23 protein-coding genes and 1 tRNA gene are annotated in these 24,507 nt (G+C 68.3%); 5 read left to right on the top strand and 19 right to left on the bottom strand.

The annotated features are described in order from the left end of the window. Positions 1 to 48: 48 nt before the first annotated feature. Positions 49 to 822, bottom strand: a complete 774-nt coding sequence (locus tag ACFWZ1_RS03690) for a DUF4197 domain-containing protein (RefSeq protein ID WP_439665481.1) — start codon at positions 820 to 822, stop codon at positions 49 to 51. A 277-nt stretch (positions 823 to 1,099) separates the two neighbouring features. Here ACFWZ1_RS03690 and ACFWZ1_RS03685 point away from each other — a divergent pair, with 277 nt between their 5' ends. After that, positions 1,100 to 3,184, top strand: coding sequence for a carbon starvation CstA family protein (locus tag ACFWZ1_RS03685; protein WP_439665480.1), 2,085 nt, complete (start codon positions 1,100 to 1,102; stop codon positions 3,182 to 3,184). After that, positions 3,181 to 3,375: a YbdD/YjiX family protein gene (locus ACFWZ1_RS03680; RefSeq protein WP_439665479.1), complete on the top strand. Its 195-nt coding sequence runs from the start codon at positions 3,181 to 3,183 to the stop codon at positions 3,373 to 3,375. Before ACFWZ1_RS03685 ends, ACFWZ1_RS03680 begins: the two co-directional genes overlap by 4 nt. Before the next feature lie 82 nt (positions 3,376 to 3,457). Here ACFWZ1_RS03680 and ACFWZ1_RS03675 read toward each other — a convergent pair whose 3' ends face one another. From ACFWZ1_RS03675 to xerD, 6 genes are all read right to left on the bottom strand, one after another. Then, positions 3,458 to 4,354, bottom strand: coding sequence for a DMT family transporter (locus ACFWZ1_RS03675; RefSeq protein WP_439665478.1), 897 nt, complete (start codon positions 4,352 to 4,354; stop codon positions 3,458 to 3,460). An 87-nt stretch (positions 4,355 to 4,441) separates the two neighbouring features. Then, entirely contained in the window at positions 4,442 to 5,305 is an 864-nt protein-coding gene (locus tag ACFWZ1_RS03670) for a glycosyltransferase family 2 protein (protein WP_231325865.1), read from the bottom strand. A 506-nt stretch (positions 5,306 to 5,811) separates the two neighbouring features. After that, entirely contained in the window at positions 5,812 to 6,498 is a 687-nt protein-coding gene (locus tag ACFWZ1_RS03665; protein ID WP_439665477.1) for a hypothetical protein, read from the bottom strand. A 25-nt stretch (positions 6,499 to 6,523) separates the two neighbouring features. After that, a complete protein-coding gene (gene purL, locus ACFWZ1_RS03660) occupies positions 6,524 to 10,384 on the bottom strand; it encodes a phosphoribosylformylglycinamidine synthase (RefSeq protein ID WP_439665476.1) in 3,861 nt (1,286 codons plus the stop codon). 160 nt (positions 10,385 to 10,544) lie between these two features. Beyond that, complete coding sequence (locus tag ACFWZ1_RS03655) at positions 10,545 to 11,318, bottom strand: disulfide isomerase DsbC N-terminal domain-containing protein (protein ID WP_231323766.1); 774 nt, start codon at positions 11,316 to 11,318, stop codon at positions 10,545 to 10,547. Positions 11,319 to 11,472: 154 nt separating this feature from the next. After that, complete coding sequence (gene xerD, locus ACFWZ1_RS03650) at positions 11,473 to 12,384, bottom strand: site-specific tyrosine recombinase XerD (protein WP_439665475.1); 912 nt, start codon at positions 12,382 to 12,384, stop codon at positions 11,473 to 11,475. Positions 12,385 to 12,430: 46 nt separating this feature from the next. On the opposite strand from xerD, the gene ACFWZ1_RS03645 reads away from it, so the two are divergent. The 3 genes from ACFWZ1_RS03645 (at position 12,431) to ACFWZ1_RS03635 (ending at position 15,191) form a co-directional block, all read left to right on the top strand. Then, entirely contained in the window at positions 12,431 to 12,931 is a 501-nt protein-coding gene (locus ACFWZ1_RS03645; protein ID WP_439665474.1) for an RDD family protein, read from the top strand. A 69-nt stretch (positions 12,932 to 13,000) separates the two neighbouring features. Further along, the gene (locus ACFWZ1_RS03640; RefSeq protein ID WP_439665473.1) at positions 13,001 to 13,747 is read left to right on the top strand and encodes a class I SAM-dependent methyltransferase; all 747 of its coding nucleotides are present in this window, start codon (positions 13,001 to 13,003) and stop codon (positions 13,745 to 13,747) included. A 166-nt stretch (positions 13,748 to 13,913) separates the two neighbouring features. Beyond that, on the top strand, positions 13,914 to 15,191 hold the full coding sequence (locus ACFWZ1_RS03635; RefSeq protein WP_439665472.1) for a polyhydroxyalkanoate depolymerase: 1,278 nt from the start codon (positions 13,914 to 13,916) through the stop codon (positions 15,189 to 15,191). On the opposite strand, the gene ACFWZ1_RS03630 is transcribed toward ACFWZ1_RS03635, so the two are convergent. From ACFWZ1_RS03630 to ybgC, 12 genes are all read right to left on the bottom strand, one after another. After that, positions 15,176 to 16,186 carry a glycoside hydrolase family 43 protein gene (locus ACFWZ1_RS03630; protein ID WP_439665471.1) on the bottom strand — a complete coding sequence of 337 codons (1,011 nt, stop codon included), beginning with the start codon at positions 16,184 to 16,186 and terminating at the stop codon, positions 15,176 to 15,178. The genes ACFWZ1_RS03635 and ACFWZ1_RS03630 overlap by 16 nt on opposite strands. Positions 16,187 to 16,191: 5 nt before the next feature. Then, positions 16,192 to 17,220, bottom strand: a complete 1,029-nt coding sequence (gene ltaE, locus ACFWZ1_RS03625) for a low-specificity L-threonine aldolase (protein ID WP_439665470.1) — start codon at positions 17,218 to 17,220, stop codon at positions 16,192 to 16,194. Positions 17,221 to 17,316: 96 nt separating this feature from the next. Further along, positions 17,317 to 17,392: transfer RNA gene (locus ACFWZ1_RS03620), tRNA-Lys, on the bottom strand. Between the two features lie 140 nt (positions 17,393 to 17,532). Next, complete coding sequence (queC, locus tag ACFWZ1_RS03615) at positions 17,533 to 18,213, bottom strand: 7-cyano-7-deazaguanine synthase QueC (RefSeq protein WP_231323752.1); 681 nt, start codon at positions 18,211 to 18,213, stop codon at positions 17,533 to 17,535. Positions 18,214 to 18,319: 106 nt separating this feature from the next. Next, the gene (gene queE / locus ACFWZ1_RS03610) at positions 18,320 to 19,003 is read right to left on the bottom strand and encodes a 7-carboxy-7-deazaguanine synthase QueE (protein ID WP_439665469.1); all 684 of its coding nucleotides are present in this window, start codon (positions 19,001 to 19,003) and stop codon (positions 18,320 to 18,322) included. A 10-nt stretch (positions 19,004 to 19,013) separates the two neighbouring features. Further along, on the bottom strand, positions 19,014 to 19,874 hold the full coding sequence (gene ybgF / locus ACFWZ1_RS03605; RefSeq protein WP_439665468.1) for a tol-pal system protein YbgF: 861 nt from the start codon (positions 19,872 to 19,874) through the stop codon (positions 19,014 to 19,016). Then, complete coding sequence (pal, locus tag ACFWZ1_RS03600) at positions 19,874 to 20,380, bottom strand: peptidoglycan-associated lipoprotein Pal (protein WP_439665467.1); 507 nt, start codon at positions 20,378 to 20,380, stop codon at positions 19,874 to 19,876. Before pal ends, ybgF begins: the two co-directional genes overlap by 1 nt. 257 nt (positions 20,381 to 20,637) lie before the next feature. Then, positions 20,638 to 21,954, bottom strand: a complete 1,317-nt coding sequence (tolB, locus tag ACFWZ1_RS03595) for a Tol-Pal system beta propeller repeat protein TolB (RefSeq protein ID WP_231323744.1) — start codon at positions 21,952 to 21,954, stop codon at positions 20,638 to 20,640. Between the two features lie 7 nt (positions 21,955 to 21,961). Next, positions 21,962 to 22,903 carry a cell envelope integrity protein TolA gene (gene tolA, locus ACFWZ1_RS03590; RefSeq protein ID WP_231323742.1) on the bottom strand — a complete coding sequence of 314 codons (942 nt, stop codon included), beginning with the start codon at positions 22,901 to 22,903 and terminating at the stop codon, positions 21,962 to 21,964. Next, on the bottom strand, positions 22,890 to 23,339 hold the full coding sequence (tolR, locus tag ACFWZ1_RS03585; RefSeq protein WP_231325863.1) for a protein TolR: 450 nt from the start codon (positions 23,337 to 23,339) through the stop codon (positions 22,890 to 22,892). The genes tolA and tolR overlap by 14 nt, the downstream gene beginning before the upstream one ends. Before the next feature lie 19 nt (positions 23,340 to 23,358). Further along, entirely contained in the window at positions 23,359 to 24,045 is a 687-nt protein-coding gene (tolQ, locus tag ACFWZ1_RS03580) for a protein TolQ (RefSeq protein WP_231323741.1), read from the bottom strand. Between the two features lie 46 nt (positions 24,046 to 24,091). Further along, the gene (gene ybgC, locus ACFWZ1_RS03575; protein ID WP_439665466.1) at positions 24,092 to 24,502 is read right to left on the bottom strand and encodes a tol-pal system-associated acyl-CoA thioesterase; all 411 of its coding nucleotides are present in this window, start codon (positions 24,500 to 24,502) and stop codon (positions 24,092 to 24,094) included. Positions 24,503 to 24,507: the final 5 nt, after the last annotated feature.

Below are 24,507 nucleotides of genomic sequence, written 5' to 3'. Positions count from 1 at the left end.
ACCGGCCGACGCGCCATTGGTGGGCCGAAGCCCATCCTGCGCAAGCAGTCAGCGACTGCCGAAGACTTTCTTCAGCAAATCGGTGGTGCGTGCGGCCGGATTCTTGCGGATGGACTGTTCCTGCTCACCGATCACGGTGAACAGCCCATTGAGCGTCTGTGTGGTGACGTAATCGTCCAGGTCCAGCGGGTTGCGCTTGTCGTCGTTGCCGCCCAGCGCGCCGAGCACGTTGCCCAGGCCACTGCCGCTGGCGGAGGTGAGTGCCTTGTACTTCTGCGTGACGCCGACGCGGTCGGTCGCCTGGGCGACGATCGGATGGATGCGAGCGGTCAGGGCGTCGCCGGCGACCCGGCGGAAGAAGTCGGTGGCGGCATGGTCGCCGCCGGTGAGGATGCCGCGCGCGTCCTGCAGGGTCATCTTGCGGATGGCGTCGCCGAAGATGTCGGCGACCTGCGGCACCGCCTTCTCCGCCGCGCGGTTCATGCTCAGCTGGAAGGCGTCCACCTTGTCGCCTTGGCCCAACTGGCGGGCGAGGTCGCCCACCTGCTTGAGCTTGCCCAGCAGAGGAATGCGCACCTTGGCATTGCCCCAGAAACCATCGGTCCGCCCGAGCGAGTTGATCGCATGGGTGGTGCCCTTGGCGAGTGCTTCCTTGAGGCCGGCGGCGATGTCGCTGGTAGGAAGGTTCGCGCCGCGAGTGGCATCGCTGGCGTGGGTGCCCTGCTTGAGTTGCTTGAGCAGGTCCTGCAGCTGGCCGCCGGCGACGGCGGGCAACGCGGCGGTGGCCAGCAGAAGGCCGAGGCAGGCGGGGCGCAGGCGCATGGGAGAACTCCGTGGGATGCGTTGCGAGTGTACGCGGCCCAGCGCCCGCGCGCCGTGATCGCACCCGTGACCGGACACATCCGGAGCGTGCCGTCACGCTTCCTCTCTCCGCCGGGAAGCACGTTGGGACGAGGGGCCGAGGCTCACCGGATATCCGCTCGTTCGTGCCGCCAAAAGCAACGGCAAACGGTCACTCCCAGTGATCCGGATGCGCGCTCCGGCATTGACCCGCCACCTTCCCGAGACGACCCTTGCCTGATCCGTCGAGGAGAAGCCCATGCACACCCGCGCCTCCGTTCCGACCAGCCCCGCGGCAAGGATCCTGTGGGCCTCCATCGCCATCGTCGGTGCGTTCTGCCTGGGCGTTGTCGCACTGCGTCGTGGCGAGCCGATCAATGCGATCTGGCTGGTCGCCGCCGCGGTCGCCGTTTTCGTGATCGGCTACCGGTTTTACGGGCGGTTCGTCGAGCGCCATGTGCTGGCGCTCGATCCGAGTCGCGCGACGCCGGCGATGCGGCACCCGGACGGACTGGACTATGTGCCGACCGACAAGTGGGTGGTGTTCGGCCACCACTTCGCCGCCATCGCCGGCGCGGGCCCGCTGGTGGGCCCGGTGCTGGCGGCGCAGATGGGCTACCTGCCGGGCACGCTGTGGATCCTGTTCGGCGTGGTGTTCGCCGGGGCGGTGCAGGACTTCATGATCCTGGCGCTGTCGCTGCGCCGGGACGGGCGCTCGCTCGGCCATATGTTGCGCGAGGAACTCGGTCCACTGCCGGGCGTGGTCGCGATGTTCGGCGTACTGGTGCTGATGATGATCGTGCTGGCGGTGCTCGCGCTGGTGGTGGTCAAGGCGCTCACGCACAGCCCGTGGGGCACCTTTACCGTGGCCGCCACTATCCCGATCGCGCTGCTGATGGGTTCGTACCTTCGCTGGCTGCGGCCCGCGCGCATCCTGGAGGTATCGATCATCGGACTGGCGCTGCTGCTCGCCTCGATCTGGCTGGGCCGGTACGTGGCCGAATCGGCCACGCTGGCGCCGCTGTTCGACTTCGACGCCAAGGCACTGGCGTGGCTGCTGATCGGCTACGGGTTCTGCGCTTCGGTGCTGCCGGTATGGCTGCTGCTGGCGCCGCGCGACTACCTGTCCACGTTCCTGAAGATCGGCACCATCGCGTTGCTGGCGCTGGCGATCTTCCTGGCCGCGCCGGTATTGCAGATGGCCGCCGTGACGCGCTTCATCGACGGCACCGGGCCGGTGTTCCAGGGCAACCTGTTCCCGTTCCTTTTCATCACGATCGCCTGCGGCGCGGTATCGGGCTGGCATTCCATCATCGCCTCGGGCACCACGCCGAAATTGCTCGCCAGCGAAGGCGAGGCGCGGCTGGTCGGTTACGGCGGCATGCTGATGGAAGCGTTCGTGGCGATCATGGCGCTGGTCGCCGCATCCTCATTGCATCCGGGCGTGTACTTCGCGATGAACTCGCCGGCGGCGCTGATCGGCACCACCGCCGCGCACGCCGCGCAGACCATCAGCCAGTGGGGCTTCGTGGTGACCCCGGACCAGCTCACACAGACGGCACGCGACATCGGCGAGGCGAGCGTACTCTCGCGCGCCGGCGGCGCGCCCACGCTTGCGGTCGGCATGGCGCGGCTGCTCCACCAGATCCTGCCCGGCGGCGGCATGATGGCCTTCTGGTACCACTACGCGATCCTGTTCGAGGCGCTGTTCATCCTCACCACGGTGGACGCCGGCACGAGAGTGGGTCGCTTCATGATCCAGGAGATCGCAGGGCTCATCCACAAGCCGTTGCAGCAGACCGAGTCGTGGACGGGCAACCTGCTGGCGACAGCGATCTGCGTGGGCCTGTGGGGTTACTTCCTCTACCAGGGCGCGGTCGATCCATTGGGCGGCATCAACACGCTGTGGCCGCTGTTCGGCATCGCCAACCAGATGCTCGCGGCGATCGCGTTGATGCTCGCCACCGTCGTGGTAGTCAAGCTGAAACGCGAGCGGTATGCGTGGGTGCCCGGCATTCCGGCGCTGTGGCTCATCGTGTGCACGCTGACGGCCGGCTACGAGAAGCTGGTCGGCCCGATCAGTTTTACCGCCGCGGCGCGGAAGTACGCGGCGGCGGCCACCGAAGGAAGGCTGCTGGCGCCCGCGAAGGACGTGGCGGAAATGCAGCGCATCGTCGCCAACAACTACATCGATGCGGCGCTGACCGGGCTGTTCATGCTGCTGGTGCTGGCGATGGTCACCTTCGCCGTGCGCACCATGCTGCGCGCCTGGCGCACCCATCATCCGACGGCGCACGAGGAACCGTACGTGCCGATCGATGCCGCGGCCGGGAGCGCGCCATGAGGCCGTGGTGGCGAGCCGCCTGGTCGCGCGCCGTGCAGACCGCGCGCCTGTGCTGCGGCGTGCCCGACTACGACACCTACGTACGGCACCTGCGCGAGCATCATCCGGAGCGCCCGGTGCCCAGCTACGCGACGTTCTTCCGCGAGCGGCAGGAGGCGCGCTACAAGGGCACTGGTGGACGCTGCTGCTGAGGATGGCGTTTCCCGCAGGAGCGCATTCCGGGCGTGCGCCCTGCACGCTGGCGATCCGCAAGGTGCGCCCAACCACCAGTCGCTAGACTTCGTGATGGCGCGCTTCGGCTTCCAGCGCCATGCTGCGCCGGGGCGCGAGTTCCACCAGGTACATCGCCCCGAGCACCAGAGCGCCACCGGCGAGCATGCGCCAGCTCAGCGCGTCCACGCCCAGCGCAACGGCAAAGCCGGCGGCGAACACCGGCTCGGTGGTCATCACGATTGCAGCGCGCGCCGGCGGCAGGTGCGCCTGCGCCCAGGTCTGCATCAGCATCGCGCCGGCGCCGGCGACCAGCGCCATGTACAGCACCGCCAGCCAGGCGCGGCCGTCGGGCGGCAATGCCGGGCCCTGCGGCGCGGTGGCCAACAAGCAGATGACCGCGATCGCCACCACCTGCACCGTCGACATGCCGAACGCGTCCTGCTCGCGCGACCAGCGTCCGAGGCCCACGATGTGCAGCCCATAGAGAGCGGCCGAGGCAAGCGTCAACCACACGCCCGGGTCCACCGACACCCCACGCAGCGACAACAGGGCCAGCCCGCCCGTCGCCAATGCCACCGCCAGCCATACCACGCCCGCGATGCGCTCGCGAAGCAGCAACCACGCAAGTATCGGCGTGAACACCACATACATGCCGGTGGCGAAGCCGCTGACGCTGGGCGCGATCAGCTTCAGGCCCCACGTCTGCAACAACTGGGCGGCGCCGTAGACGATCCCCAGCAGCAACGCGCGACCGATCTGGCCGTGCGGCAACCGCCGCAGCGGACGCGCGAACAGCACCAGCATCGCGATCGCGGCGATGGCGAAGCGCACGGCGAGAAAGTCCACCACGCGCATGCGCCCGACCACGTCCTTGATAAGCACGAAAGTCGAACCCCACACGGCGGTGAGTGCGAGCAGGCCGAGGGTAGCGGCGAAGGTGCGGGGACGGGTCGTCATGTCAGGCAAACGCTTTTCGTAAGAGGCCGCTTGTGGGCGATGCCGTTGTTGCGCTGAAGGGAAAGTCCATCGCCCATGATCGGGCACCTATCCAGCGCGACGCGAGGCCTTGGCCAGCCGCCAGAGTTGGCCGGGTACCTGCATGGCGAAGTGCGTCCAGATGCCAAGCCACACGGCGCCCGCCACCAGCGGATTGCGCGCAGCCGGGTCGAACTTGCGGAACCAGCGCCACATGCCGCGGTGCTTGTGCCGGCTGACGAATACCGGCCGGTGCCGGCTCGACCCGCCCTTGCCGTGCAGCACGCGCACGTCGCCGGCAAGCAGTACCGTGTAGCCGGCATCGCGGGCGCGCCGGCACAGGTCAAGGTCCTCGCAATGCAGGAAGTAGGTTTCGTCGAAACCGCCCAGCTGCTCGAACACTTTGCGCGGCAGCAGCATGAGCGCGCCGGAAACCGCTTCGGCGGTAACCACGCCCGTCGGGATGTCGCCTTCGATGTTCATCCCGCCACGCGCGCCAAGTAATGTCGCCAACGCCTGGCGCAATAGCGGATCGCGCCGGTACGAGGCCGGGTCCGGGGTGCCGTCGGCAGCGCACACCACCGCGCCGACGATGCCGGCCTGCGGGTATTCGTCCAGGGTGTCGAGCATGCGCGTCAAGGTGTCCGGCTCGAGTAGGCAGTCGGGGTTGAGCACGAGCAGGTGTTCGCCCTTCGCCGCGGCGGCCGCGCGGTTCACGGCTGGGCCGAAGCCGAGGTTGGCGTGGTTGTAGATCACCTTCAGGCGCGAATCGTCCGCATACGCGTGTTCGACCGACTGCGGCATGCCGTCGGTCGATCCGTTGTCGATCACGATCAGCTCCAGCGGCACCGCGCTGTCGAGCGCCCGCCGTGCGCAGTCGCGCAACGACGGGCCGCTGTCGGCGCACACCACGATCACGCTGACCGGCAGCATCCGTGCGAGGGGAATGGGAGTAGGCACCCGGCAAGTATGCGGGAGGTGAGGGGGCGGGAGAACTGCCTGCGGGCTTTCCGCAAGCCCCCGCCTCTCACCGCCGGGCCTCTCCCCGGAGCGGAGAAGGAGCCAGTTCGCCGCACGTCCAGCATTTCGCTCCGGCCTTTCGCTCCGGCCTCGGCTCTTCTGGAAAGTGCGCGCAGGAAGCGCGCTGCTCTTTGGATCCCTATGGCGCGGCGGGTGGGTGGCGGATCAGCCCGCAGGGTGGCCGGCAGGACGCCGGCCAGTTTTTCGTCGGGGCAGGAGCCCGTCGAAAAACCCCGCCGCCCGCCCGCGCACCCGAAGGACGCGCCATCGGGGTGCCCTTCTTTGGTTACTTTCTGTTGGGCAAGCAAGAGAAAGTGACTCGGGCGCCGACAGGCGTCCGAAAGCTCTTGCTCTCAAACTTCGAGGCGAGCCCCGGCCCCTCACCCCACCCTCTCCCTCGGAGGAAAGAGGGAGCGCAGTCAGCGGCGGCCCAGAACTTCCCGCCAAGCCATTGCGGTCCCGCTCCCGCGAGACAGCCACGGACCGTCGTGCCAGCCGCACAACTCCCAACCACGCAGGCGATAGTTGCGCCCATGGTCACGATCCAGCAACGCGACGCCGCGTGGTGTGCATGCGACGAACCAACGGCCATCCGGGCTGAACGAGGCGCGCGCCTGCACGCGCTCCACCGTCGCATCGACGAGCACGAAGCGTCCCGCGTCCCAGCGCGCCTCGCCCCCGCGCGGATCCGGACACCTGCCTTCGGTCCATTCGGGCGGCACCAGCTCGACCACCACCGCCCCCGGCCCGATCGGCGCCAGCGCCAGGCTCGGCCAGTCGCGCAGCTCCGGCAGCGCGATCTTCTCGCGGCGCCCCCGATCGAGCCACGCCTCCAGCCCCGCCAGCAGGGTGAAACCGGCCAGCGCTCCCAGCAACGCCATCGCCCACGCAAAGGGATCGCCTCCCAGCGCCCGCTGCAACGCGAACAGCACGCCGGGAAGGCCCCAGCGCAAGGCCAGGCGCAACAGTGGTGCGTGGCCCTCCAGCCGCTCGGCGGCGAACAGCAGCATCGCCGCGATCGCCAGCAGCAGCGGCAGCCCCAGCCACCAGGGCAGCACCGCCAGCGCCAGCAGCCAGGCCGGCGCGTAGAACCAGCGGGCGCTCATGCGCGCCCTCCCCGGCTATCCCGGATCAGCCGCACCACACCCGCGCGTTGCGGAACATGCGCATCCACGGGGAGTCCTCGCCCCAGCTGTCCGGATGCCAGCTCATCTGCACGCTGCGGAACACGCGTTCCGGATGCGGCATCAGGATGGTCACGCGTCCGTCGGCGGCGGTGAAGCCAGCCAGGCCACCGGGCGAGCCGTTCGGGTTGAGCGGGTAGTTCTCGGTCGGCTTGCCGCGGTTGTCGACGAAGCGCACCGCCGCCTGCGCCTTGGACGGGCTGCAGGCGTAGGGGAAGCTGACCCGGCCTTCGCCGTGCGCCACCGCGACCGGGATGCGCGAGCCGGCCATGCCCTTGAAGAACAGGCTGGGCGAATCGAGCACTTCCAGCGTGGCCAGGCGAGCCTCGTACTGCTCGGAAGCGTTGCGCACGAACTTCGGCCAGTGCTTGGCGCCGGGAATGATGTCCTTCAGCTGCGACAGCATCTGGCAGCCGTTGCAGGCGCCCAGCGCGAACTTCGAGGGATCGTTGAAGAACGCCTCGAACTGCGCGCGCATCGCCTCGTTGTAGAGGATCGAGGTGGCCCAGCCACGGCCTGCGCCGAGCACGTCGCCGTAGGAGAAACCGCCGCACGCGGCGAAGCCGCGGAAGTCGGCGAGCTTGTGCCGGCCGGCGGCGAGGTCGGACATGTGCACGTCCACCGCGTCGAAGCCGGCGCGGGTGAACGCCGCGGCCATCTCGACCTGCCCGTTGACGCCCTGCTCGCGCAGGATCGCCACGCGCGGGCGCGCGCCCTTGGCGATGTACGGCGCGGCGATGTCATCGGCCGGGTTGAAGCCGAGCTTGGGGCTTACGCCCGGATCGGCATCGTCCAGGCGCCATTCGCACTCGGCGTCGGCGCTGGCCGGATTGTCGCGCAGGCGCTGCATGGCATGGCTGGTGTGGTTCCAGGCGCCGAGCAGCTGCGTCCAGTTCCACTTGAACACCGCATCGTCGCCCAGGTACAGCTTGATGCCGAGCTTTTCCTTCGGCCGGCCGATGCGGTGGCTCATGCCGGCCAGGCCGTGCTTGACCAGCAGCGCCTCGAACGCCTCGCGATTGGCGCTGGCCACCTGCAGCACGGCCCCGAGCTCCTCGTTGAAGAGCGCGCGCAAGGTCGCCTCGGCCCAGCCGTCCAGATGGATCTGCAGGCCGCAGTGGCCGGCGAAGGCCATCTCCAGCAGGGTCACGAGGACGCCGCCGTCGGAGCGGTCGTGGTAAGCCAGGACCAGGCCGGCGCGGTTGGCTTCCTGCACCAGTTCGAACAGCGCGCGCAGGCGCTTGGGATCGTCCAGGTCCGGCGGCACGCCGCCGGCGCGATTGAACACCTGGGTCAGCGCGGAACCGCCCAGGCGGTCGCGGCCGGCGCCCAGGTCGATCAGCCAAAGCTCCGAATCGCCGCGGTCGAGCTTGATCTGCGGCGTGAGCGTGCGACGCACGTCATCGACGCGGGCGAAGCCGGTGATGACCAGCGACACCGGAGCGACCGTGCGCTGCGGCTGTTCGCCGTCCTGCCACACGGTCTGCATGGAGAGCGAGTCCTTGCCGACCGGGATGGCGATGTCGAGCGCGGGGCACAGCTCCATGCCGACCGCCTTGACCGCGTCGAACAGCGCAGCGTCTTCACCCGGATGGTTGACCGCGGCCATCCAGTTGGCGGACAGGCGGATCTCGCCCAGCGAGCCGATCGGCGCGGCGGCCAGGTTGGTGATCGCCTCGCCCACTGCCAGCCGCGCGGCATCGGCGCTGTTGAGCAGCGCCACCGGCGCGCGCTCGGCCATCGCCATCGCCTCGCCCTGGTAGCCGTCGAAGTCGGTGAGGGTGACGGCGCAATCGGCCACCGGGACCTGCCACGGGCCGACCATCGGATCGCGATGGTTCAGGCCGCCCACGGTGCGGTCGCCGATGGTGATCAGGAAGTTCTTGCTGCCGACGGTCGGCAGATGCAGCACGCGCTGGACCGCCTCGTCCATGCCGATGCCGGACAGGTCCGGCAGCAGGTCCACGCGCGGCTTGATGCGCTGCGCGTCGCGGTGCATGCGTGGCGCCTTGCCGAACAGCACGTCCATCGGCAGGTCGATCACGGTGAGGTTGCGACGCGGGTCGGTCACGCGCAGCGTGCGCTCGGCGGTAGCGGAGCCGACCACCGCGTAGGGGCAGCGTTCGCGCTTGCAATAGGCCTCGAACTCGGCGAGGTCCTCGTGCGCGATGCCAAGCACGTAGCGCTCCTGCGACTCGTTGCTCCACACCTGCATGGGCGAGAGCGACGGGTCGTCGCAGGGCACTTTGGACAGGTCGATCTCGCCACCCACGCCGGCGTCGTTGAGCAATTCGGGAATCGCGTTGGACAGGCCGCCGGCGCCGACGTCGTGGATGCTGACGATCGGGTTCTTCTCGCCACGCATCCAGCAGCTGTCGATCACCTGCTGGCAGCGGCGCTCCATTTCGGCGTTGTCGCGCTGGACCGAGGCGAAGTCGAGTTCCGCGCTGGAGGCGCCGGAGGCGACCGACGAGGCCGCGCCGCCGCCCAGGCCGATCAGCATCGCCGGGCCGCCCAGCACGATCACCGCGTGGCCCGGCTGGATGTCGCGCTTCTGCACGTGGTCGTGGCGGATGTTGGCCAGGCCGCCGGCGATCATGATCGGCTTGTCGTAGCCGCGGCGCACGCCGGCTTCGCCGGTTTCGTGCTCGTAGGTGCGGAAATAGCCGCCCAGGCAGGGACGGCCGAATTCGTTGTTGAAGGCGGCGGCGCCGAGCGGGCCGTCGCGCATGATCTCGAAGGCGCTCGCCATGCGTGGTGGCAGCGGGCGATTCACTTCCCACGGCTGCGGCGACCCCGGGATGCGCAGGTCGGACACCGAGAAGCCGGTCAGGCCGGCCTTCGGCTTGGCGCCGCGGCCGGTGGCGCCCTCGTCGCGGATCTCGCCGCCGGCGCCGGTGGCCGCGCCAGGCCAGGGCGCGATGGCGGTCGGGTGGTTGTGCGTCTCGACCTTGATCGCGTAATCGACCTGCTCGTCGTGCTTGCGCCAGTTGCCTTCGCCGTCGGTAAAGAAGCGGTGGGCCGTGTGGCCCTCGATCACTGCCGCGTTGTCCTTGTACGCCGAGAGCGTGTGCGCGGGCGAGCACTGGTGGGTGTGCTTGATCATGGCGAACAGGCTCTTGTCCTGCGCCTCGCCGTCGAGCGTCCAGCTCGCGTTGAACACCTTGTGGCGGCAGTGCTCGGAGTTGGCCTGCGCGAACATGAAGAGTTCGGCATCGGTCGGGTCGCGGCCGAGTTCGGCATAACGCGCCGCCAGGTATTCGATCTCGTCGTCGGCCAGCGCCAGGCCCAGGCGCGCGTTGGCGGCGGCAAGCGCCTCGCCCGGATTGCCGCCCAGCTCGATGTGCACCAGGTCGCCCGGCGTGCCGGCCAGGAACAGACCCTGCGCTTCGGCCAGGTCGGTGAGCACCGATTCGGTCATCGGGTCGTGCAGCACGGCCAGTACCGCGGCGCGATCCGGCGTGCCGGCCTCCGGCAGGTTGGCCACCTGCCAGGCCACGCCGCGCTCGACGCGGCGTGCGTCGAAGCCGGCGCCATGCAGGATGTCGGTAGCCTTGCTCGACCACGGCGAGATGGTGCCCAGCCGCGGCACCGTCCACAGGGTGGCGGACTCGGGCGTGGCGTCCTTGGCTTCCAGCACTTCGAGCAGGCGCCTGCGCTCGGCACCCTCGGGAACGTGGTCGGCGTCCAGTACGTAGACGAGCCAGGAAGCCTGCACGCGCGCACCGCGGTGCACCGCGTCGAGGCGGGCGTTCAGGCGATCCAGGCGAAACGGCGAAAGGGCGCTCTGCCCGTCGAAAGCGATCATGCGGGGGATTCGGCGCTGAAAGGGAAGCTCCCTATTCTACCCGATGCGGCCAGGTGGCCCATCCACGCCCGCCGATCCAAGCGGGCCGATCCTTGAATTCAAGGGGCGCTTTTGGACGCGACCGCCATCCGGGCCGCGCCCACAGGCGCCCTTACGGGGATCAGCCGCCTTTTTCGAGCATCTTCAAAAGCTTGTCCGGCGTGACGTAGCCGCCCAGGACCATGCCGTCGGGCCCCAGCACCATCGGCGTACCGGTCACGCCCAGCTTGACGCCGAGGTCGAACTCTTCCTTGACGGGGTTGGCGCAGTCGGCGGACTTGGGCGCCTTGCCCTGCTTGGCCGCGGTGAACGCCGCCTTGCGGTCGGCGGCGCACCAGACCGAGACCATTTCCTTGTAGGTATCGGTGGGAACGCCGGCGGTATCGGTCACGCCCTCGCGCGGCCAGGCCAGGTATTCGACCGCGATCCCCTCGTCGTTGAACTGCTTGATGTGCGAATGGAACATGCGGCAATAGCCGCAGTTGACGTCGGAAAACACGGTCACCGTGTACTTCGGGTTCGGCGGCGCGAACACGATGCGCTGGGACGCCGGCACCTTGGCCAGCTCGGCCTTGCGGAAGCCTGCCCAGGCGCGCTCGCTCAGGTTTTGCTTGGCGCCGAGGTCGACCACGTCGCCGTTGAGCATGTACTTGCCGTCGGTGCTGACGTAGACCAGCTGCCCCGAGGCGATCACCTGGTAGAAGCCTGGCAGCGGCGAGAGGGTGATCTGGTCCACCTTCACGCCGGGGGCGAGCTTCGTCAGGGCGGCGCGCACCGCCTGCTCGGCGGCCGGATCGGTCGCGCCGGCGGGGACCGCGGCGTCCTGGCGGTCGGCGGCGCAGGCGGCGAGCGCGAAGGCACTGGCGAGCAGCGCGGCGGAAAGCTTCTTGAACATCGGGAAACCTCGTGGCCGCGTGGGGGAAAGCGGCGATCAGGTCGATTCTGGCACAGCGGCACAAACGGGGGCTGACGCGTGCGGGAACGCTGCAGGGTGGGCTTCCAGCCACCATCCCCGCCGGTGGGCCGAACCCGCATTACGCCGGCTTGCCTCAGCCGCGGGGATGGTGTTGCGCGTGCAGGCGCTTCAGGCCCTCCTTCGCCACCAGCGTGTAGATCTGCGTGGTGCTGAGCGAGGCGTGGCCCAACAGCAGCTGCAGCGCGCGCAGGTCGGCGCCGTGGTTCAACAGGTGGGTGGCGAAGGAGTGGCGCAGCACGTGCGGGGAAATGCGCTTGCCTTCGATGCCGACCGCCAGCGCGTGGCGCTTGACCAGTGTCCAGAACATCTGTCGCGTCATGCCTTCGCCGCGCTGGCTCAGGAACAGCGCCGCCGGCTGCCGCCCCTTGGCAAGCTGCGGCCGCGCGTCGGCGAGGTAGGCCTCGATGCGCTCCAGCGCCACCTCGCCGACCGGCACGAGGCGATCCTTGCCGCCCTTGCCGGTGACGCGCAGCACGCCCTGGCGGGTGTTGAGCGCGGCCAGCGGCAGCTCCACCAGTTCCGATACGCGCAAGCCGGAGGCGTACATCAGTTCCAGCATGGCCCGGTCGCGCAATCCTAGCGTCGATGCCAGGTCCGGCGCGGCCAGCAGCGCCTCGATCTCGCGCTCGGCCAGCGCCTTGGGCAGGCTGCGCGGCATGCGCGGGCGTTCGATCAGCAGGGTCGGATCCTCGAAGCCCGGCGTGTCGCGCGCGAGCTGACCGTAGTACCGCCGGAACGCCGACTGGCGTCGCGCCATCGAGCGCACTGCCGCGCGCTGGCTGCCATGGAAGGCCGACAGGTCCTCGCGCCGCGCCGTCTGCAGGCTGCGCCCGCGCGAGGCGAGCCAGCGTGCCAGCGCCTCAAGGTCTTGCCGGTACGCCTCGAGGGTGCGATCGGCCAGGCCGTCTTCCGACCAGACCCGTTCGAGGAACGCGCCGATGCTGCGCTGGTCGGCTTCGGCGATACTTGCGCTCTTTTCCTGCATGCGCAGATGCTCGCCGCGAGTCGCGGCGGGCGCAAGCGAAACGCCGATGAATCGACTGCTCGACACCGCCTCCCTCGCCTGCCCCCTATGGCGCCGCCTGACCGCGCTGGTCTACGACCTGCTCGCGGTGGTGGCGATCGTGATGGTGGTCGGCCTGCTGTGCCAGCTGGCTACCGGCGGACAGGTGGTGGCCGCTGGCGCGCATGCCACGATCGCCTGGTGGTACCAGCCGCTGCAGGGCCTGGTGGTGGCCGCGTACTTCGTGATCTCGTGGTTGCGCGGCGGCCAGACGCTCGGCATGCGCCCCTGGCGCATCCGGGTGGTCGGTGCCGATGGCGGCAAGGTGTTGCCGGGCCAGGCGTTGCGGCGGGTCATCGTGGCCGCGTTGCCGCTGCTGTTGCTCGGGCTGGCGCCATGGCTCGGACTTCGTATTGCGGTGTGGGCAGTATTGGTCGGCTGGGCGTTGTGGTTTGCAACGGCGCTGGTCGATCGCCGGCGGCGTGCTGTCCACGACCTGGCGGCCGGCACTGAACTACGTCGGTTCTGATCGCGCCCGGTACGAGAAGTGGTTCGGCGCTTCACACCCGCGGCGGCGGCGCTTGCTGTAAAAGGACGCATGGCCGCCTCCGCACCCGTCCGCACCGATGCCGAATTGCTCCGCGTCAATCGCGGCTTCTACGAAGCGCTGTGGGCGCGGGCGCGATTGATCGATCCCGAGCGCTTCAACACCTGGCCGCTCGTGAGCCGGTTGGCCCCGGCAGCGCCGCGCCGGCTGGAAGTCGCGCCCGGGCTGCGTCCGCGCCTCCCGCTGGACGGCACCTGTTTTGTCGACCTGAGCCACGCGGCCCTGCGCCAGTTGCGGGCACGTGGCGCCAACGCCATGCACGGCATGATCGGCGCCCTGCCCTGCGCCGATGCGCAGTTCGACCTGGTGTGCGCGTTCGACATCCTCGAACACGTCGCCGACGACGAGGGCGCGTTGCGCGAACTCGCGCGCGTGGCGGCGCCGGGCGCGACGCTTCTGTTGTCGGTGCCGTTGCACGCCGATGCCTGGACGGCGTTCGACGAGTTCGTGGGCCATTGCCGCAGGTATGAGCCGGAGGCGATCGAGGCCAAGCTGGCCGCGCACGGATTCGCGCTGGAACGCAGCGCGATCTACGGCATGCAGCCCAAATCCTCGCGGCTGCTGGACCTGGGACAGTGGTTCCTCACTCATCGTCGCGAGCGCGCGATGTGGTGGTACAACCACGTGTTCATGCCGCTGGGACTGAAGTTCCAGAAGCCGTTGCAATGGCGCGACGGGTTGTCCGGGGTGGAAGGGGTCGACGAGGTCTTGCTGGTCTGCCGGCGCGTGGCTGGCTGAGGCGCGCGTCCCGAGTGCGCCCTTTGCGCGCCCCCCAAAGCGGACAGGTAGGGGTTCACCCGCAGCGCACGCACAGCGCCAACGTCGAAGGGCCGCCTTGCCGCACCGCAACATCTGCCACGCAAAGCCACTAGAATGGCGCTTTGCCCTACGTAGCCGGTTGCCCATGCTCTACCAACTCCACGAATGGCAGCGCGCCTTCATGGGCCCGATGAGCTACTTCGCGCAGGCGAGCGCGAAGATGTTCAGCGAGCCGGGCAGCCTGCTCGCGCAGTGGCCTGGCGCGGCGCGCTGGGCGGCCGGTTGCGAATTGATGTACCGCCTGGGCAAGGACTACGAGAAGCCCGCCTTCGGCATCCACGAGATCCAGGCCGGCGGGCACACCGTCGCGGTGGTGGAACAGGCCGCGCTCGAGCTGCCGTTCTGCCAGCTCAAGCGCTTCAAGCGCTACAGCGACGATCCGACGGTGATCGAGGCGATGCGCCGCCAGCCGGTGGTGCTGGTGGTGGCGCCGCTCTCGGGCCACCACGCCACGCTGCTGCGCGACACCGTCCGCACGCTGCTGCGCGACCACAAGGTCTACGTCACCGACTGGGTCGATGCGCGCATGGTTCCCGCCGAGGCGGGCATGTTCCGGCTGGACGACTACGTCGCCTACGTCGAGCGCTTCATCCGCCACATCGGCGCGAGCGAACTCCATGTCGTTTCGGTGTGCCAACCGACCGTGCCGGTGCTGGCGGCGGTGTCGCTGATGGCCGCGCGCGGCGAGGAAACCCCGCGCAGCCTGGTGATGATGGGCGGCCCGATCGACCCTCGCCGCAGCCCCACCAGCGTCAACGACCTGGCCACGACGCAGCCGCTGTCCTGGTTCGAAGCCAACCTGATCCACACGGTGCCGGCGAACTATCCCGGACGCGGTCGCAAGGTCTACCCCGGCTTCCTGCAGCATGCCGGCTTCGTCGCGATGAACCCGGGCCGGCACCTGTCCTCGCACTGGGATTTCTACCTCGACCTGCTGCGCGGCGACCTGGATGACGCCGAGGCGCACCGGCGCTTCTACGACGAGTACAACGCCGTGCTGGACATGCCGGCCGGCTATTACCTGGACACCATCAGCACGGTATTCCAGCAATGCCTGCTGCCGCGCGGGCTGTGGGATGTGGCGGGCGAGCGCGTGAACCCCGCCGCGATCACGCGCAGTGCGCTGTTCACCGTCGAAGGCGAACTGGACGACATCTCGGGCCTGGGCCAGACCGAGGCGGCGCACGCGCTATGCACGGGGATCCCGGCGAAGCGGCATGCGCATCGCGTCATCGAGGGTGCGGGCCACTACGGCATTTTCAGCGGCCGACGCTGGCGCGAAACGGTCTATCCGCAGGTGCGCGACTTCATCGCGCAGCACGCTGCACCATCGGCGCGGCGCACGTCTCAGCGCAAGGGGTGAGCCTCGACGCCCTGTCGCGTCATCCTTACCGGCAGGATGTGGCCACGGGCGTCGAACTCCAGCCGGTCGATGCAGACCACGCGGTGGTTGGCCGCCGTCTCGCCCCTGGGTCGCCGGTGATAGACGATGTACCAGCGGCCGTCGGGCGTGTGGATGAGCGAATGATGCCCGGCGCCGGTGGCGATCGACGGATCCTGCTCGAGGATCTTGCCGATGCGCCGGAACGGACCCAGCGGCGTGTCGCCGATCGCATAGGCTACCGAGTAGTCCGGCCCGGTCCATCCGCCCTCGGACCACATCAGGTAATAGTGACCATCGCGCTTGAACATCATCGGCCCTTCGACGTAGTGCTCGGGCGTGATCTCCTTGAAAATCCTGCCGTCGCCGAAGGGCAGGAAACCGGTGAAGTCGCTTTTCAGCCGAGCGATGTTGGCGTGCTTCCAGCCGCCGTAGATCAGGTAGTACTGCCCGTCGTCGTCGCGAAATACCGATTGGTCGATAGGCTGGGCGCCGTTGTGGAACGCGCCTACCAGGGGTTTCCCGAGCAGGTCGTGGAACGGGCCGTCCGGGCGATCGGCCACGGCCACCCCGATGCCGCCTGCCTCCCGGTCGCTCTGGATGTCGTTGGCGGCGAAGAACAGGTAATAACGCCCGTCCTTCGCGACCACGGCCGGCGCCCACATGGCGCGCCTGGCCCAGCTGATCGCATGCACGTCCAGCACGCGGGGGTGGCGTGTCCACTCGACCAGGTCCGGCGAGGAAAAGGCGTCGAAGAAGAGCTGGCGATCGTAGGCGTCGGACCAGGTCGGGTAGATCCAGTAGGTGTCGCCAAAGATCGCCGCCTCCGGGTCGGCGTACCAGCCCGGTATGACCGGATTGCCCGCATGCCTTGCGTTGCTGCTGTCCCCACACCACGCCGCCGGCGCGGCCAGCGCGAGTGCCAGCGCGACTGTTCGCAGCAGCGGCGCGCTCCAGGGGCGTAGGGCGTCCGCCATGGCACTCAAGCCGCCTGGCCCCGGGCGAAGAACGTGGCGAATGCCTCGACTGTGCGGGCGATGCCGGCATCGTCCACGTCAAGGTGCGTGACCAGCCGCAGCGTCGGCAGGTAGCCGATGCTGATGCGGATGCCGGCTTCGCGCAGGTGTGCATCCAGCGCACGCAGGCGTTCGGCCGGCACTTCGACGAACACCATGTTGGTGTGCTGGCCCAGCAGGCGCAGGCCGGGCACGGCTTCAAGCCGTTGCGCCAGTAGGGCCGCGCGCTCGTGGTCGTCGGCGAGCCGCGCGACATGATGATCCAGCGCATGCAGGCCGGCCGCCGCCAGCATGCCGGCCTGGCGCCAGCCGCCGCCGGTGACCTTGCGCCAGCGCCGTGCCTTGTCGATCAGTGCAGCCGAGCCGACCAGCACCGAACCGACCGGCGCGCCCAGGCCCTTGGAAAGGCACACCGACACACTGTCGAAATGCCCGGCGATCTGGCGCGCCGCCACGCCGGTAGCCACCGCGGCGTTGTACAAGCGCGCGCCATCCAGGTGGAAGGCCAGGCCGCGCTCGCGGGCGAAGTCATGCGCGGCCCGCAGGTAATCCATCGGCAGCACGCGGCCGTGCCAGGTGTTTTCCAGCGCGAGCAGGCGCGTGCGCGCGAAGTGCGGATCGACCGGCTTGATCGCCGCGGCCACGCGATCGAGCGGCAGCGAGCCGTCCGCCTCCTGCACGATCGGTTGCGGCTGGATGGAGCCGAGCACCGCGGCGCCGCCGCCTTCGAACTTGTAGGTGTGCGCGTCCATGCCGACCAGGTACTCGTCGCCGCGCTCGCAATGCGACATCAACGCCAGCAGGTTCGACTGCGTGCCGCTGGGCACGAACAGCGCGGCCTCGAAGCCGAGCTCGTCGGCGAGGCGTTGCTGCAGCTGGTTGACGGTGGGATCCTCGCCGTAGACGTCGTCGCCGACCGCCGCGTCCAGCATCGCCGCGCGCATGGCGGGCGTGGGCGTGGTTACCGTATCGCTGCGCAGGTCGACCCAGTCCACGTTGCACCTCATTGTTGCGGCAAAGAGGGGCAGCTTCGCGCGCGGCCTTGCGCGAGGCAAGCGGGCACAAAAAACCCGCGACGGGCGCGGGCTGGATGGTGGGTCGTCCGGGACTCGAACCCGGGACCAATAGATTAAAAGTCTACTGCTCTACCAACTGAGCTAACGACCCATCAAGCGAGCGGGCGATTTTAGGGTTTGCGTGCGGCCCGCACAAGCAAAGCGCCAGTCGCGCAGGCTCCCGTAGTGTGGGCGCTTCGGCCACCACCGGCGCCGGAGTAGGAGCCGGCGGCCGAACCCCACTCTAGGGGATCAGGCATAGCGGGTGGGATCGGCGAGGCCGGCGGTGCGGAATCCCTCGGCGCGCAGATGGCAGGCGTCGCAATGCCCGCAGGCGCGCCCCTGGGTGTCGGCCCGGTAGCAGCTGACCGTCTGGGCGAAGTCGACATCCAGGCGCTGGCCTTCGCGCGCGATGTCCGCCTTGCTCATGCGCATCAGCGGCGCGTGGATGCGCAACCCCGCGCCTTCGACGCCGGCCTTGGTGGCGACGTTGGCCAACTGCTCGAAGGCATCGATGAAGGCGGGGCGGCAGTCCGGATAGCCGGAGTAGTCGACCGCGTTGACGCCGCAGAAGATGTCGTTGGCGCCGAGCACTTCGGCCCAGCCCAGTGCGATCGACAGCATGATCGTGTTGCGCGCCGGGACGTAGGTGACCGGAATGCCTTCACCACCCTGCTCGGGCACGTCGATATCGGCAGTGAGCGCGGAACCGCCGATGCTGCGCAGGTCGACCTGCACGGTCTTGTGCGCGAGCGCGCCCATCGCGCGTGCGACCCGTTCGGCCGCCTCCAGTTCGGAGCTGTGGCGCTGGCCGTAGGCGACGCTCAGCGCATGGACCGCGAAGCCCTGTTCGCGTGCGATGGCCAAGGTGACCGCCGAGTCCATGCCGCCGGAGACGAGCACGACGGCCTTGCGGAGAGTGGTTTCAGACATGGGATGGATCCTTGCGTACGGTCGGTCACCGGCCGGATGGCGCTCGCGGCGTCACAGGCCACGGCGCGTCTTTACTCTTCCCCAGCAGCAAGTCGGGGAAGAAGCTTCAATGCCCGGCCGCGTCGTTCCAGAGCAGCTTGTGCAACTGCAACTGGAAGCGCACCGGTAGGCGATCCTCGATGATCCACTCGGCCAGCTCGCGCGGCTGCACCGCGCCATGCACGGGCGAGAACAGCACCATGCAATGCCGGTCGAGCGCATGCTCTGCCACAACGGTGCGCGCCCATTCGTAGTCGAGGCGGCTGGCGATGACGATCTTGACCTGGTCGTGCGGCAGCAAGTGGTCGAGGTTGCTCCACAGGTTGCGCGCGCTCTCGCCCGAGTCGGGCGCCTTGAGGTCCATGACCTTGCGCACGCGCGGATCGACGGACGACACATCGAGCGCGCCGGAAGTCTCCAGCGAAACGTCGTAGCCGGCATCGCAAAGGCGGTGCAACAGGATCAGGCAGCGCTTTTGCGCCAGCGGCTCGCCGCCGGTGACGCAGACGTGGCGTGCACCGTGACGGGCAACCTCGGCGAGGATGTCGTCGATCGCGTGCCACTGCCCGCCGTGGAAGGAATATTCGGTGTCGCACCACACGCAACGCAGCGGGCAACCGGTGAGGCGAACGAACACGGTGCGCCAGCCGATCGCGTCGGCCTCGCCCTGGATCGAATGGAAGATCTCGGTGATACGCAGGCGTTCGGCCGGCACCGGCGCGACGGGCGGCTCGCCCGCGTCACTGCCCATCACACGAACCTCAGCGGATCGCCGATTGCAGCTGCAGTCGGCGCAGGCGTTCCTGCGCCAGGCTGGCGGCGCGGGAGTTGGGGTACTTGCTGGTGACCTGCTGCAGCGTGGCCTTCCCGGCGTCGGCCTGCTTGAGCTCGAGCTGGCTGTAGCCGACCTTGAGCAGCGCGTCGGGCGCCTTCTCGCTCTGCGGGAACTGGCTCAGCAGCCGTTGGAAGGCTTCCAGTGCCACCGGATAGTTCATGGTCACGTAGTAGGACTCGCCCAGCCAATACCAGGCATTGGGCGTCAGCGAGTTGTCCGGATACTGCTGGATGAAGCTGCGGAAGCCGCGCGAGGCCTGCGCGTAGTCGCCGCCACGCAGCGCCTGGAAGGCGGTGTCGTAGGCAGCCTGCGCGTTGGCGTCGGGTGCGGCGGCAGGCGCGCTGCTGCCGTTGGCCGGCGCGACCGCGGGCGCCTGTGCCGGGTTGGCCGGGGTCGCCGCAGCGGCTGCCGAAGCGGTGGATGCCGGGGTGTTGCCCGCGGCCGTGGAATTCGTGCCGGCGCCGTTGCCCTCGAGGCGGCCCAGCCGCGAATCGAGGTCGATGTATTGCGCCTTGTTCTTCTCTTCGAGCTGCTGCACGGTGTGCTGCAGTTCCTCGACTTGGCCCTGCAACTGCTGCACTTGCGACTGCAGCTGCTGGACCTGGTTGACCAGGCTGGTACCGCCCTGGTTCTGGGCCTGCGCCTGTTGCTCCAGCCGCGAGACGCGGTCGGCGAGGCTCAAGCGGGAGTCCTGTGCCAGGGCCGGAACGGCAATGAGCATGGCGGACGCAAACGCGCCCGCCATGCCGAGCCTGGCCGAAAAACGCTTAGCCAGTGCGCTCTTCATTACTTCGCCGTGTAGACGATCTCGACGCGACGGTTCTTGCTCCAGCAGTCCTCGTTGTGCTCACGGCACACCGGCTTTTCCTTGCCGTAGGAGATCACTTCGACCTGGCTGGCCGAGCCACCGTTGGCCTGCAGGGCGTCCGACACGGCATTGCCGCGGCGCTCGCCCAGGCCCAGGTTGTACTCGCGGGTGCCGCGCTCGTCGGTGTTGCCTTCCAGGCGGATGTGCGACTCCGGGCGGTCCTGCATGTACTTGGCGTGGCACGCCATGATCTGCTGGAACTCCGGCTTGATCTCGGTCTTGTCGAAATCGAAGTACACGACGCGCTGGCGCAGGCAGGCGTCGGTGTCGAGGTCGGCCGGGGTGTACTTGTTGCTTTCCGGGGCCGGCTGGGTGGTCGGCTGCGGCTCCGGCTGGGGCTGCGGCTTGACTTCCTGCTTCTTCGAGCAAGCGGCTGCGCCGATGCAGAGCAGGGCGACCAGGGCGACGCGTGCGGTCTTATTCATGGGTGACGTTCCTTCAAAACGGGTTTGAGTTCCGACAGTCAATGACGATTGCGGTGTTGGGACAGTGATCGCCGGTGGTCCGGCTTGTTGTGTGACGCTTGGTGTTACCGCGGGCCAGTCGCTCCTCGCGCCCGGCAACCGTTGGCTGGACGCCTTTGGCTGCGCCCCGCCATAAGCGAAATGGCGCCAAGGCGCCGTTTCGGCCCATTCCATGGGCATTCCGCCGGAGCGCTCGCGCGCCCCAACGGACAAAAAACTCAACGCTTCCGATACGGACCCCAGGCCGGTTCACGGACGTCCCCGTCGGACAGCACGAGGCGCTGGCGGACCTGGCCATCGGCCGAAACGGCATACAGCACGCCACGGCGACCTTCCGTGGCCGCGTACAACAGCATGCTGGCGTTCGGTGCGAAACTCGGGGAATCGTCAATCGGGCCGGGGGAGATGAAACGCACCTGCCCACCCAGATTGCGATCCATAATGGCAATACGATACACGTTCCCATTGCCCTGCACCATCGCGATCAGCTTGCCGTCGAAGCTGACATCGGCATTGGCGTTGTTCTGCCCCTCGAAGCTGATGCGCGTGGGCGAGCCGCCGCTGGCGGACATCTGGTAGACCTGCGGCCGGCCGGAACGATCGGACGTGAAATAGAGGCTCTGCCCATCGGCCGACCAGGTCGGTTCGGTGTCGATCGACAGGCTGTTGGTCAGGCGCGTTTCGTGGCGCGAGGCCATGTCGATCACGAAGATCTCGGGGTTGCCCACGTAGGACAGCGACACCGCCAGCTTGCTGCCATCGGGCGACCAGGCCGGCGCGCCGTTGATGCCCTTCTTGTGCGCCGCGACCAGCTGGCGCGCGCCGGTGGTGATGTCCTGCACGTAGACCTGCGAGTTGCCGCTCTCGAAGGAGACGTAGGCGATCTTGGTTCCGTCCGGCGACCAGGCCGGCGACAGCAGCGATTCGCGCGAGCGGGCCACCACCTGCGGGTTGTAGCCGTCCGAATCGGCCACGATCAGCGAATAGGTGGTGTTGTTGCCCAGGCCCACGGCGGTGACGTAGGCGACGCGGGTCCAGAAGGCACCACGCACGCCGGTGATCTTCTCGTAGATCTGGTCGGCGATCTGGTGGGCGACGCCGCGCAGGTCGCCGGCCGGCGCGGTGAACGCCTGCGCCAGGAGGCTCTGCTGCTTGTTGACGTCCCACAGCTCGTACTCGACCCGCAGCAGGCCGCCGCCGGCGTCGCTGATGCGCCCGACCGTGATGTAGTCCTGCTTGAGCAGTCGCCAGGTGGGAAACTTGATGTCGGCACCGCGCGAGGGCGACTCGACGATCTCGCTCTTGGCCAGCGCGCGGAACTTGCCCGAGCGGTTGAAATCGTTGCGAATGACGTCCGCCACGTCGGTCGGCAGCGGCGCGCCGCCGTTCTGCGCAAAGGGCACCACGACGATCGGAGTGGCCGTCTTGACGCCGCCGACGATGTCCACGTTGAGCGCCTGCGCACCCGCGGGTCCGGCGACGAGGGCGGCCAGACACAGCACGGCGAGGGCGAAGAGCGTTTTCATTCTGGACATGAAGATCTCACTGCGGCCTGAAGGTTAGGGTCAGATCGCGGCTGAAGACGCTCTCGAAACCCTTGTACGGCAAGGTCTTGGTCCTGAGCACGGCGTTTTCGATCGAGCGCTTGCCAGCATCGTCGTACGGGCAGCTTGGATCGACCTTCGCACTCATCACGTCGCCCCCTACCAACTGGACGATATGCACCTTGCACGGAACATCCGGCATGTTATCCGGACGTAACCAGTTGGGCGTGACCGCATTCTGAATGGCCGCTGCATACTGGTCGGCCAGGGAGCTGTTCTGGGCGTTGTTGCCGGTCTGGCGCTGGGCCGCGTGCGGCACGTCGGGCAGGCCTTCGTCCTGCGCGTCCTTCAGGTCCTCCATCTGCTGCTTGGCCTGTTTGGCGCGGTTTTCCGCCTTCTGGCGCGCCGCGGCGGCCGCATCCATCTTGGCGAACAATTCGTCCAGCTGCTTCTTCTGCTCTTCCTTCTTCTTGGCCGCCTGGGCGTCCAGTTCGGCCTGGCGCTGGCGCTGCTTCTCTTCCTGCTCCTTCTTGGCCTCCTCGGCCTTTTCCAGCGCGTCCGCCACGATCTTTTCCTGGTCGACCGTGTCCGGGTGCTCCGGCGGCGGCGGCAGGGTCTTGATCTCCGGGGGCGGCGTCTTCACGTCCGGCGGCGTCACCGTGGGCGGCGGCGGGATGGTCGGCACCGGCTTGGCCTTCTTCTGCGCCTTCGGCGGTGGCGCGCCCGTGGGGCCGATCAGCGTGGCCTCGATGACCGGGCCTTGCAGCTCCAGCGGCTTGGCGCAGGTGATCGGATTCCAGCCCGCCGGCAGGTGCAGCGCGCTGAACAGGCTCTCGTAGAACGAGCACGGCACGATCGCCAGCGCGAGGAAGCCGACGATGCCAAGGTGCAGGACGGCGGAAAGCAGGACCGCCGTGGAGGTGCCCTTATTTTCCCGCATTGCCCGCGCCCGACCCCTGCGGCTGGCTCATCAGGCCGACCTTGCTGACGCCGGCCTGCTGCAGGTCGGCCAGCACCTGGTAGACGCCGTCGTACTTGCCTTCGCGGTCGCCGGCCACCAGCACGCTGATGTCCGGGTTGGCCTTGACGAAGGCGCCGACCTTGGCCTGCATGGTGGCCACGTCGACCGGCTCCTTCTTGGCCCCTTCCAGGGTCAGGTAAAGGCTGCCGTCGGCGTCGACCGAGACGATCACCGGGTTCTTCTTGTCGGCCATCGACCGCGCGTTGGCCTGCGGCAGGTTGACGTCGACGTTGGCGTTCATCATCGGCGCAGTGACCATGAAGATGATCAGCAGCACCAGCATCACGTCGATGTAGGGGACGACGTTGATCTCGGACTTGAGCTTCATGCGCTTGTGGCGCGCGGCGTTTCGCATGGCCATGGACTTGCCCTCGTCAGGCCACTTCGTCGGTCTGGATCTGCCGCTGCAGCACCGAGGAGAACTCCTCCTGGAACACTTCGTAGCGCGAGGCCACGCGTTCGACCTTGTTGGCGTAGCGGTTGTACGCCCACACCGCCGGGATCGCGGCGAACAGGCCCATCGCGGTGGCGATCAGCGCCTCGGAGATGTGCGGGGCCACCACGGCGATGGTGACGTCCTTGACCTCGCCCAGGCCCTGAAAGGCGCCCATGATGCCCCACACGGTGCCGAACAGGCCGATGTACGGACTGATCGAACCGACGTTGGCGAGGAATTCCAGGTTGCGTTCGAGGCCGCCGATCTCGCGGGTCCCTGCCACGCGCATGGCGCGTTCGGTGCCTTCCATCACCACGCGCATGTCGTGCGTCTTGCGCTGGCGCTGGCGGGCGAACTCGCGGAAGCCGGATTCGAAAATCGTCTCCATGCCGCCGTTGTCGGCATTACGGCCGCTGACCTCGCGGAACAGGCCGGCCAGGTCACCACCGGACCAGAAGCGCTCCTCGAACGCCTCGGCGTTCTCCATTGCCGCCTTCATCTGCGAATACTTGCGAAGGATGATGACCCACGACAGGAAGGAGAACATCAGGAGCAGCAGCATCACCAGCTGCACGGGCAGGCTGGCCTCGGCGACCAGCTTGAAAATGTTCAATCCACCGTTCATGGCTTGGGGAGTCTCCGGGGTGTGCTGCTTTTAGAGGCGGGAAGGCTTAAGGGGCGAGGCCGGGGATGAGGTCGGCCGGGATCGGCGCCGGACGCATGCGGTTGAGGTCCACGCAGGCGACCCGCACCTGGGCACGAACCAGCTCCGCGCCGTCCGCCCGGCCGATCGCTTGACTGAACAGGATACTGGCTGAACGCCATTCTTTGACGGCGACCGTCACCGCCAATTCATCATCCAGCAGGGCCGGCCGCAGGAAGTCCAGCTGCATGGAACGCACCATGAAGGCCAACCCGGTCGCCTCGCGCAGGGCCGATTGGTCCACGCCCCGGGCGCGCAGCCACTCGCTGCGGGCGCGCTCCATGAAACGCAGATAGCTGGCGTGGTAGACAACGCCGCCGGCGTCGGTGTCTTCCCAGTAGACGCGGACGGGCCAGGCAAAGGGGGCGATCGAGGACATGGAGG

Origin of the sequence: Frateuria sp. GZRe14 (assembly GCF_051900395.1) — a bacterium.
GTDB lineage: Bacteria > Pseudomonadota > Gammaproteobacteria > Xanthomonadales > Rhodanobacteraceae > Frateuria_A > Frateuria_A edaphi.
This window is presented reverse-complemented; position numbering and strand designations above follow the sequence as displayed.

What these genes read in the sequence shown, in the direction of transcription:
- ACFWZ1_RS03645 (WP_439665474.1), top strand. Translation starts at nt 12,431, where the DNA reads ATGAATCGACTGCTCGACACCGCCTCCCTCGCCTGCCCCCTATGGCGC.
- tolQ (WP_231323741.1), bottom strand. Translation starts at nt 24,045, where the DNA reads ATGAACGGTGGATTGAACATTTTCAAGCTGGTCGCCGAGGCCAGCCTG.
- tolR (WP_231325863.1), bottom strand. Translation starts at nt 23,339, where the DNA reads ATGCGAAACGCCGCGCGCCACAAGCGCATGAAGCTCAAGTCCGAGATC.
- ACFWZ1_RS03665 (WP_439665477.1), bottom strand. Translation starts at nt 6,498, where the DNA reads ATGAGCGCCCGCTGGTTCTACGCGCCGGCCTGGCTGCTGGCGCTGGCG.
- ACFWZ1_RS03655 (WP_231323766.1), bottom strand. Translation starts at nt 11,318, where the DNA reads ATGTTCAAGAAGCTTTCCGCCGCGCTGCTCGCCAGTGCCTTCGCGCTC.
- queE (WP_439665469.1), bottom strand. Translation starts at nt 19,003, where the DNA reads ATGGGCAGTGACGCGGGCGAGCCGCCCGTCGCGCCGGTGCCGGCCGAA.
- ybgF (WP_439665468.1), bottom strand. Translation starts at nt 19,874, where the DNA reads ATGAAGAGCGCACTGGCTAAGCGTTTTTCGGCCAGGCTCGGCATGGCG.
- xerD (WP_439665475.1), bottom strand. Translation starts at nt 12,384, where the DNA reads ATGCAGGAAAAGAGCGCAAGTATCGCCGAAGCCGACCAGCGCAGCATC.
- ACFWZ1_RS03675 (WP_439665478.1), bottom strand. Translation starts at nt 4,354, where the DNA reads ATGACGACCCGTCCCCGCACCTTCGCCGCTACCCTCGGCCTGCTCGCA.
- ACFWZ1_RS03635 (WP_439665472.1), top strand. Translation starts at nt 13,914, where the DNA reads ATGCTCTACCAACTCCACGAATGGCAGCGCGCCTTCATGGGCCCGATG.
- ACFWZ1_RS03685 (WP_439665480.1), top strand. Translation starts at nt 1,100, where the DNA reads ATGCACACCCGCGCCTCCGTTCCGACCAGCCCCGCGGCAAGGATCCTG.
- purL (WP_439665476.1), bottom strand. Translation starts at nt 10,384, where the DNA reads ATGATCGCTTTCGACGGGCAGAGCGCCCTTTCGCCGTTTCGCCTGGAT.
- ACFWZ1_RS03640 (WP_439665473.1), top strand. Translation starts at nt 13,001, where the DNA reads ATGGCCGCCTCCGCACCCGTCCGCACCGATGCCGAATTGCTCCGCGTC.
- ACFWZ1_RS03630 (WP_439665471.1), bottom strand. Translation starts at nt 16,186, where the DNA reads ATGGCGGACGCCCTACGCCCCTGGAGCGCGCCGCTGCTGCGAACAGTC.
- ACFWZ1_RS03680 (WP_439665479.1), top strand. Translation starts at nt 3,181, where the DNA reads ATGAGGCCGTGGTGGCGAGCCGCCTGGTCGCGCGCCGTGCAGACCGCG.
- tolA (WP_231323742.1), bottom strand. Translation starts at nt 22,903, where the DNA reads ATGCGGGAAAATAAGGGCACCTCCACGGCGGTCCTGCTTTCCGCCGTC.
- tolB (WP_231323744.1), bottom strand. Translation starts at nt 21,954, where the DNA reads ATGTCCAGAATGAAAACGCTCTTCGCCCTCGCCGTGCTGTGTCTGGCC.
- pal (WP_439665467.1), bottom strand. Translation starts at nt 20,380, where the DNA reads ATGAATAAGACCGCACGCGTCGCCCTGGTCGCCCTGCTCTGCATCGGC.
- queC (WP_231323752.1), bottom strand. Translation starts at nt 18,213, where the DNA reads ATGTCTGAAACCACTCTCCGCAAGGCCGTCGTGCTCGTCTCCGGCGGC.
- ybgC (WP_439665466.1), bottom strand. Translation starts at nt 24,502, where the DNA reads ATGTCCTCGATCGCCCCCTTTGCCTGGCCCGTCCGCGTCTACTGGGAA.
- ACFWZ1_RS03690 (WP_439665481.1), bottom strand. Translation starts at nt 822, where the DNA reads ATGCGCCTGCGCCCCGCCTGCCTCGGCCTTCTGCTGGCCACCGCCGCG.
- ACFWZ1_RS03670 (WP_231325865.1), bottom strand. Translation starts at nt 5,305, where the DNA reads ATGCTGCCGGTCAGCGTGATCGTGGTGTGCGCCGACAGCGGCCCGTCG.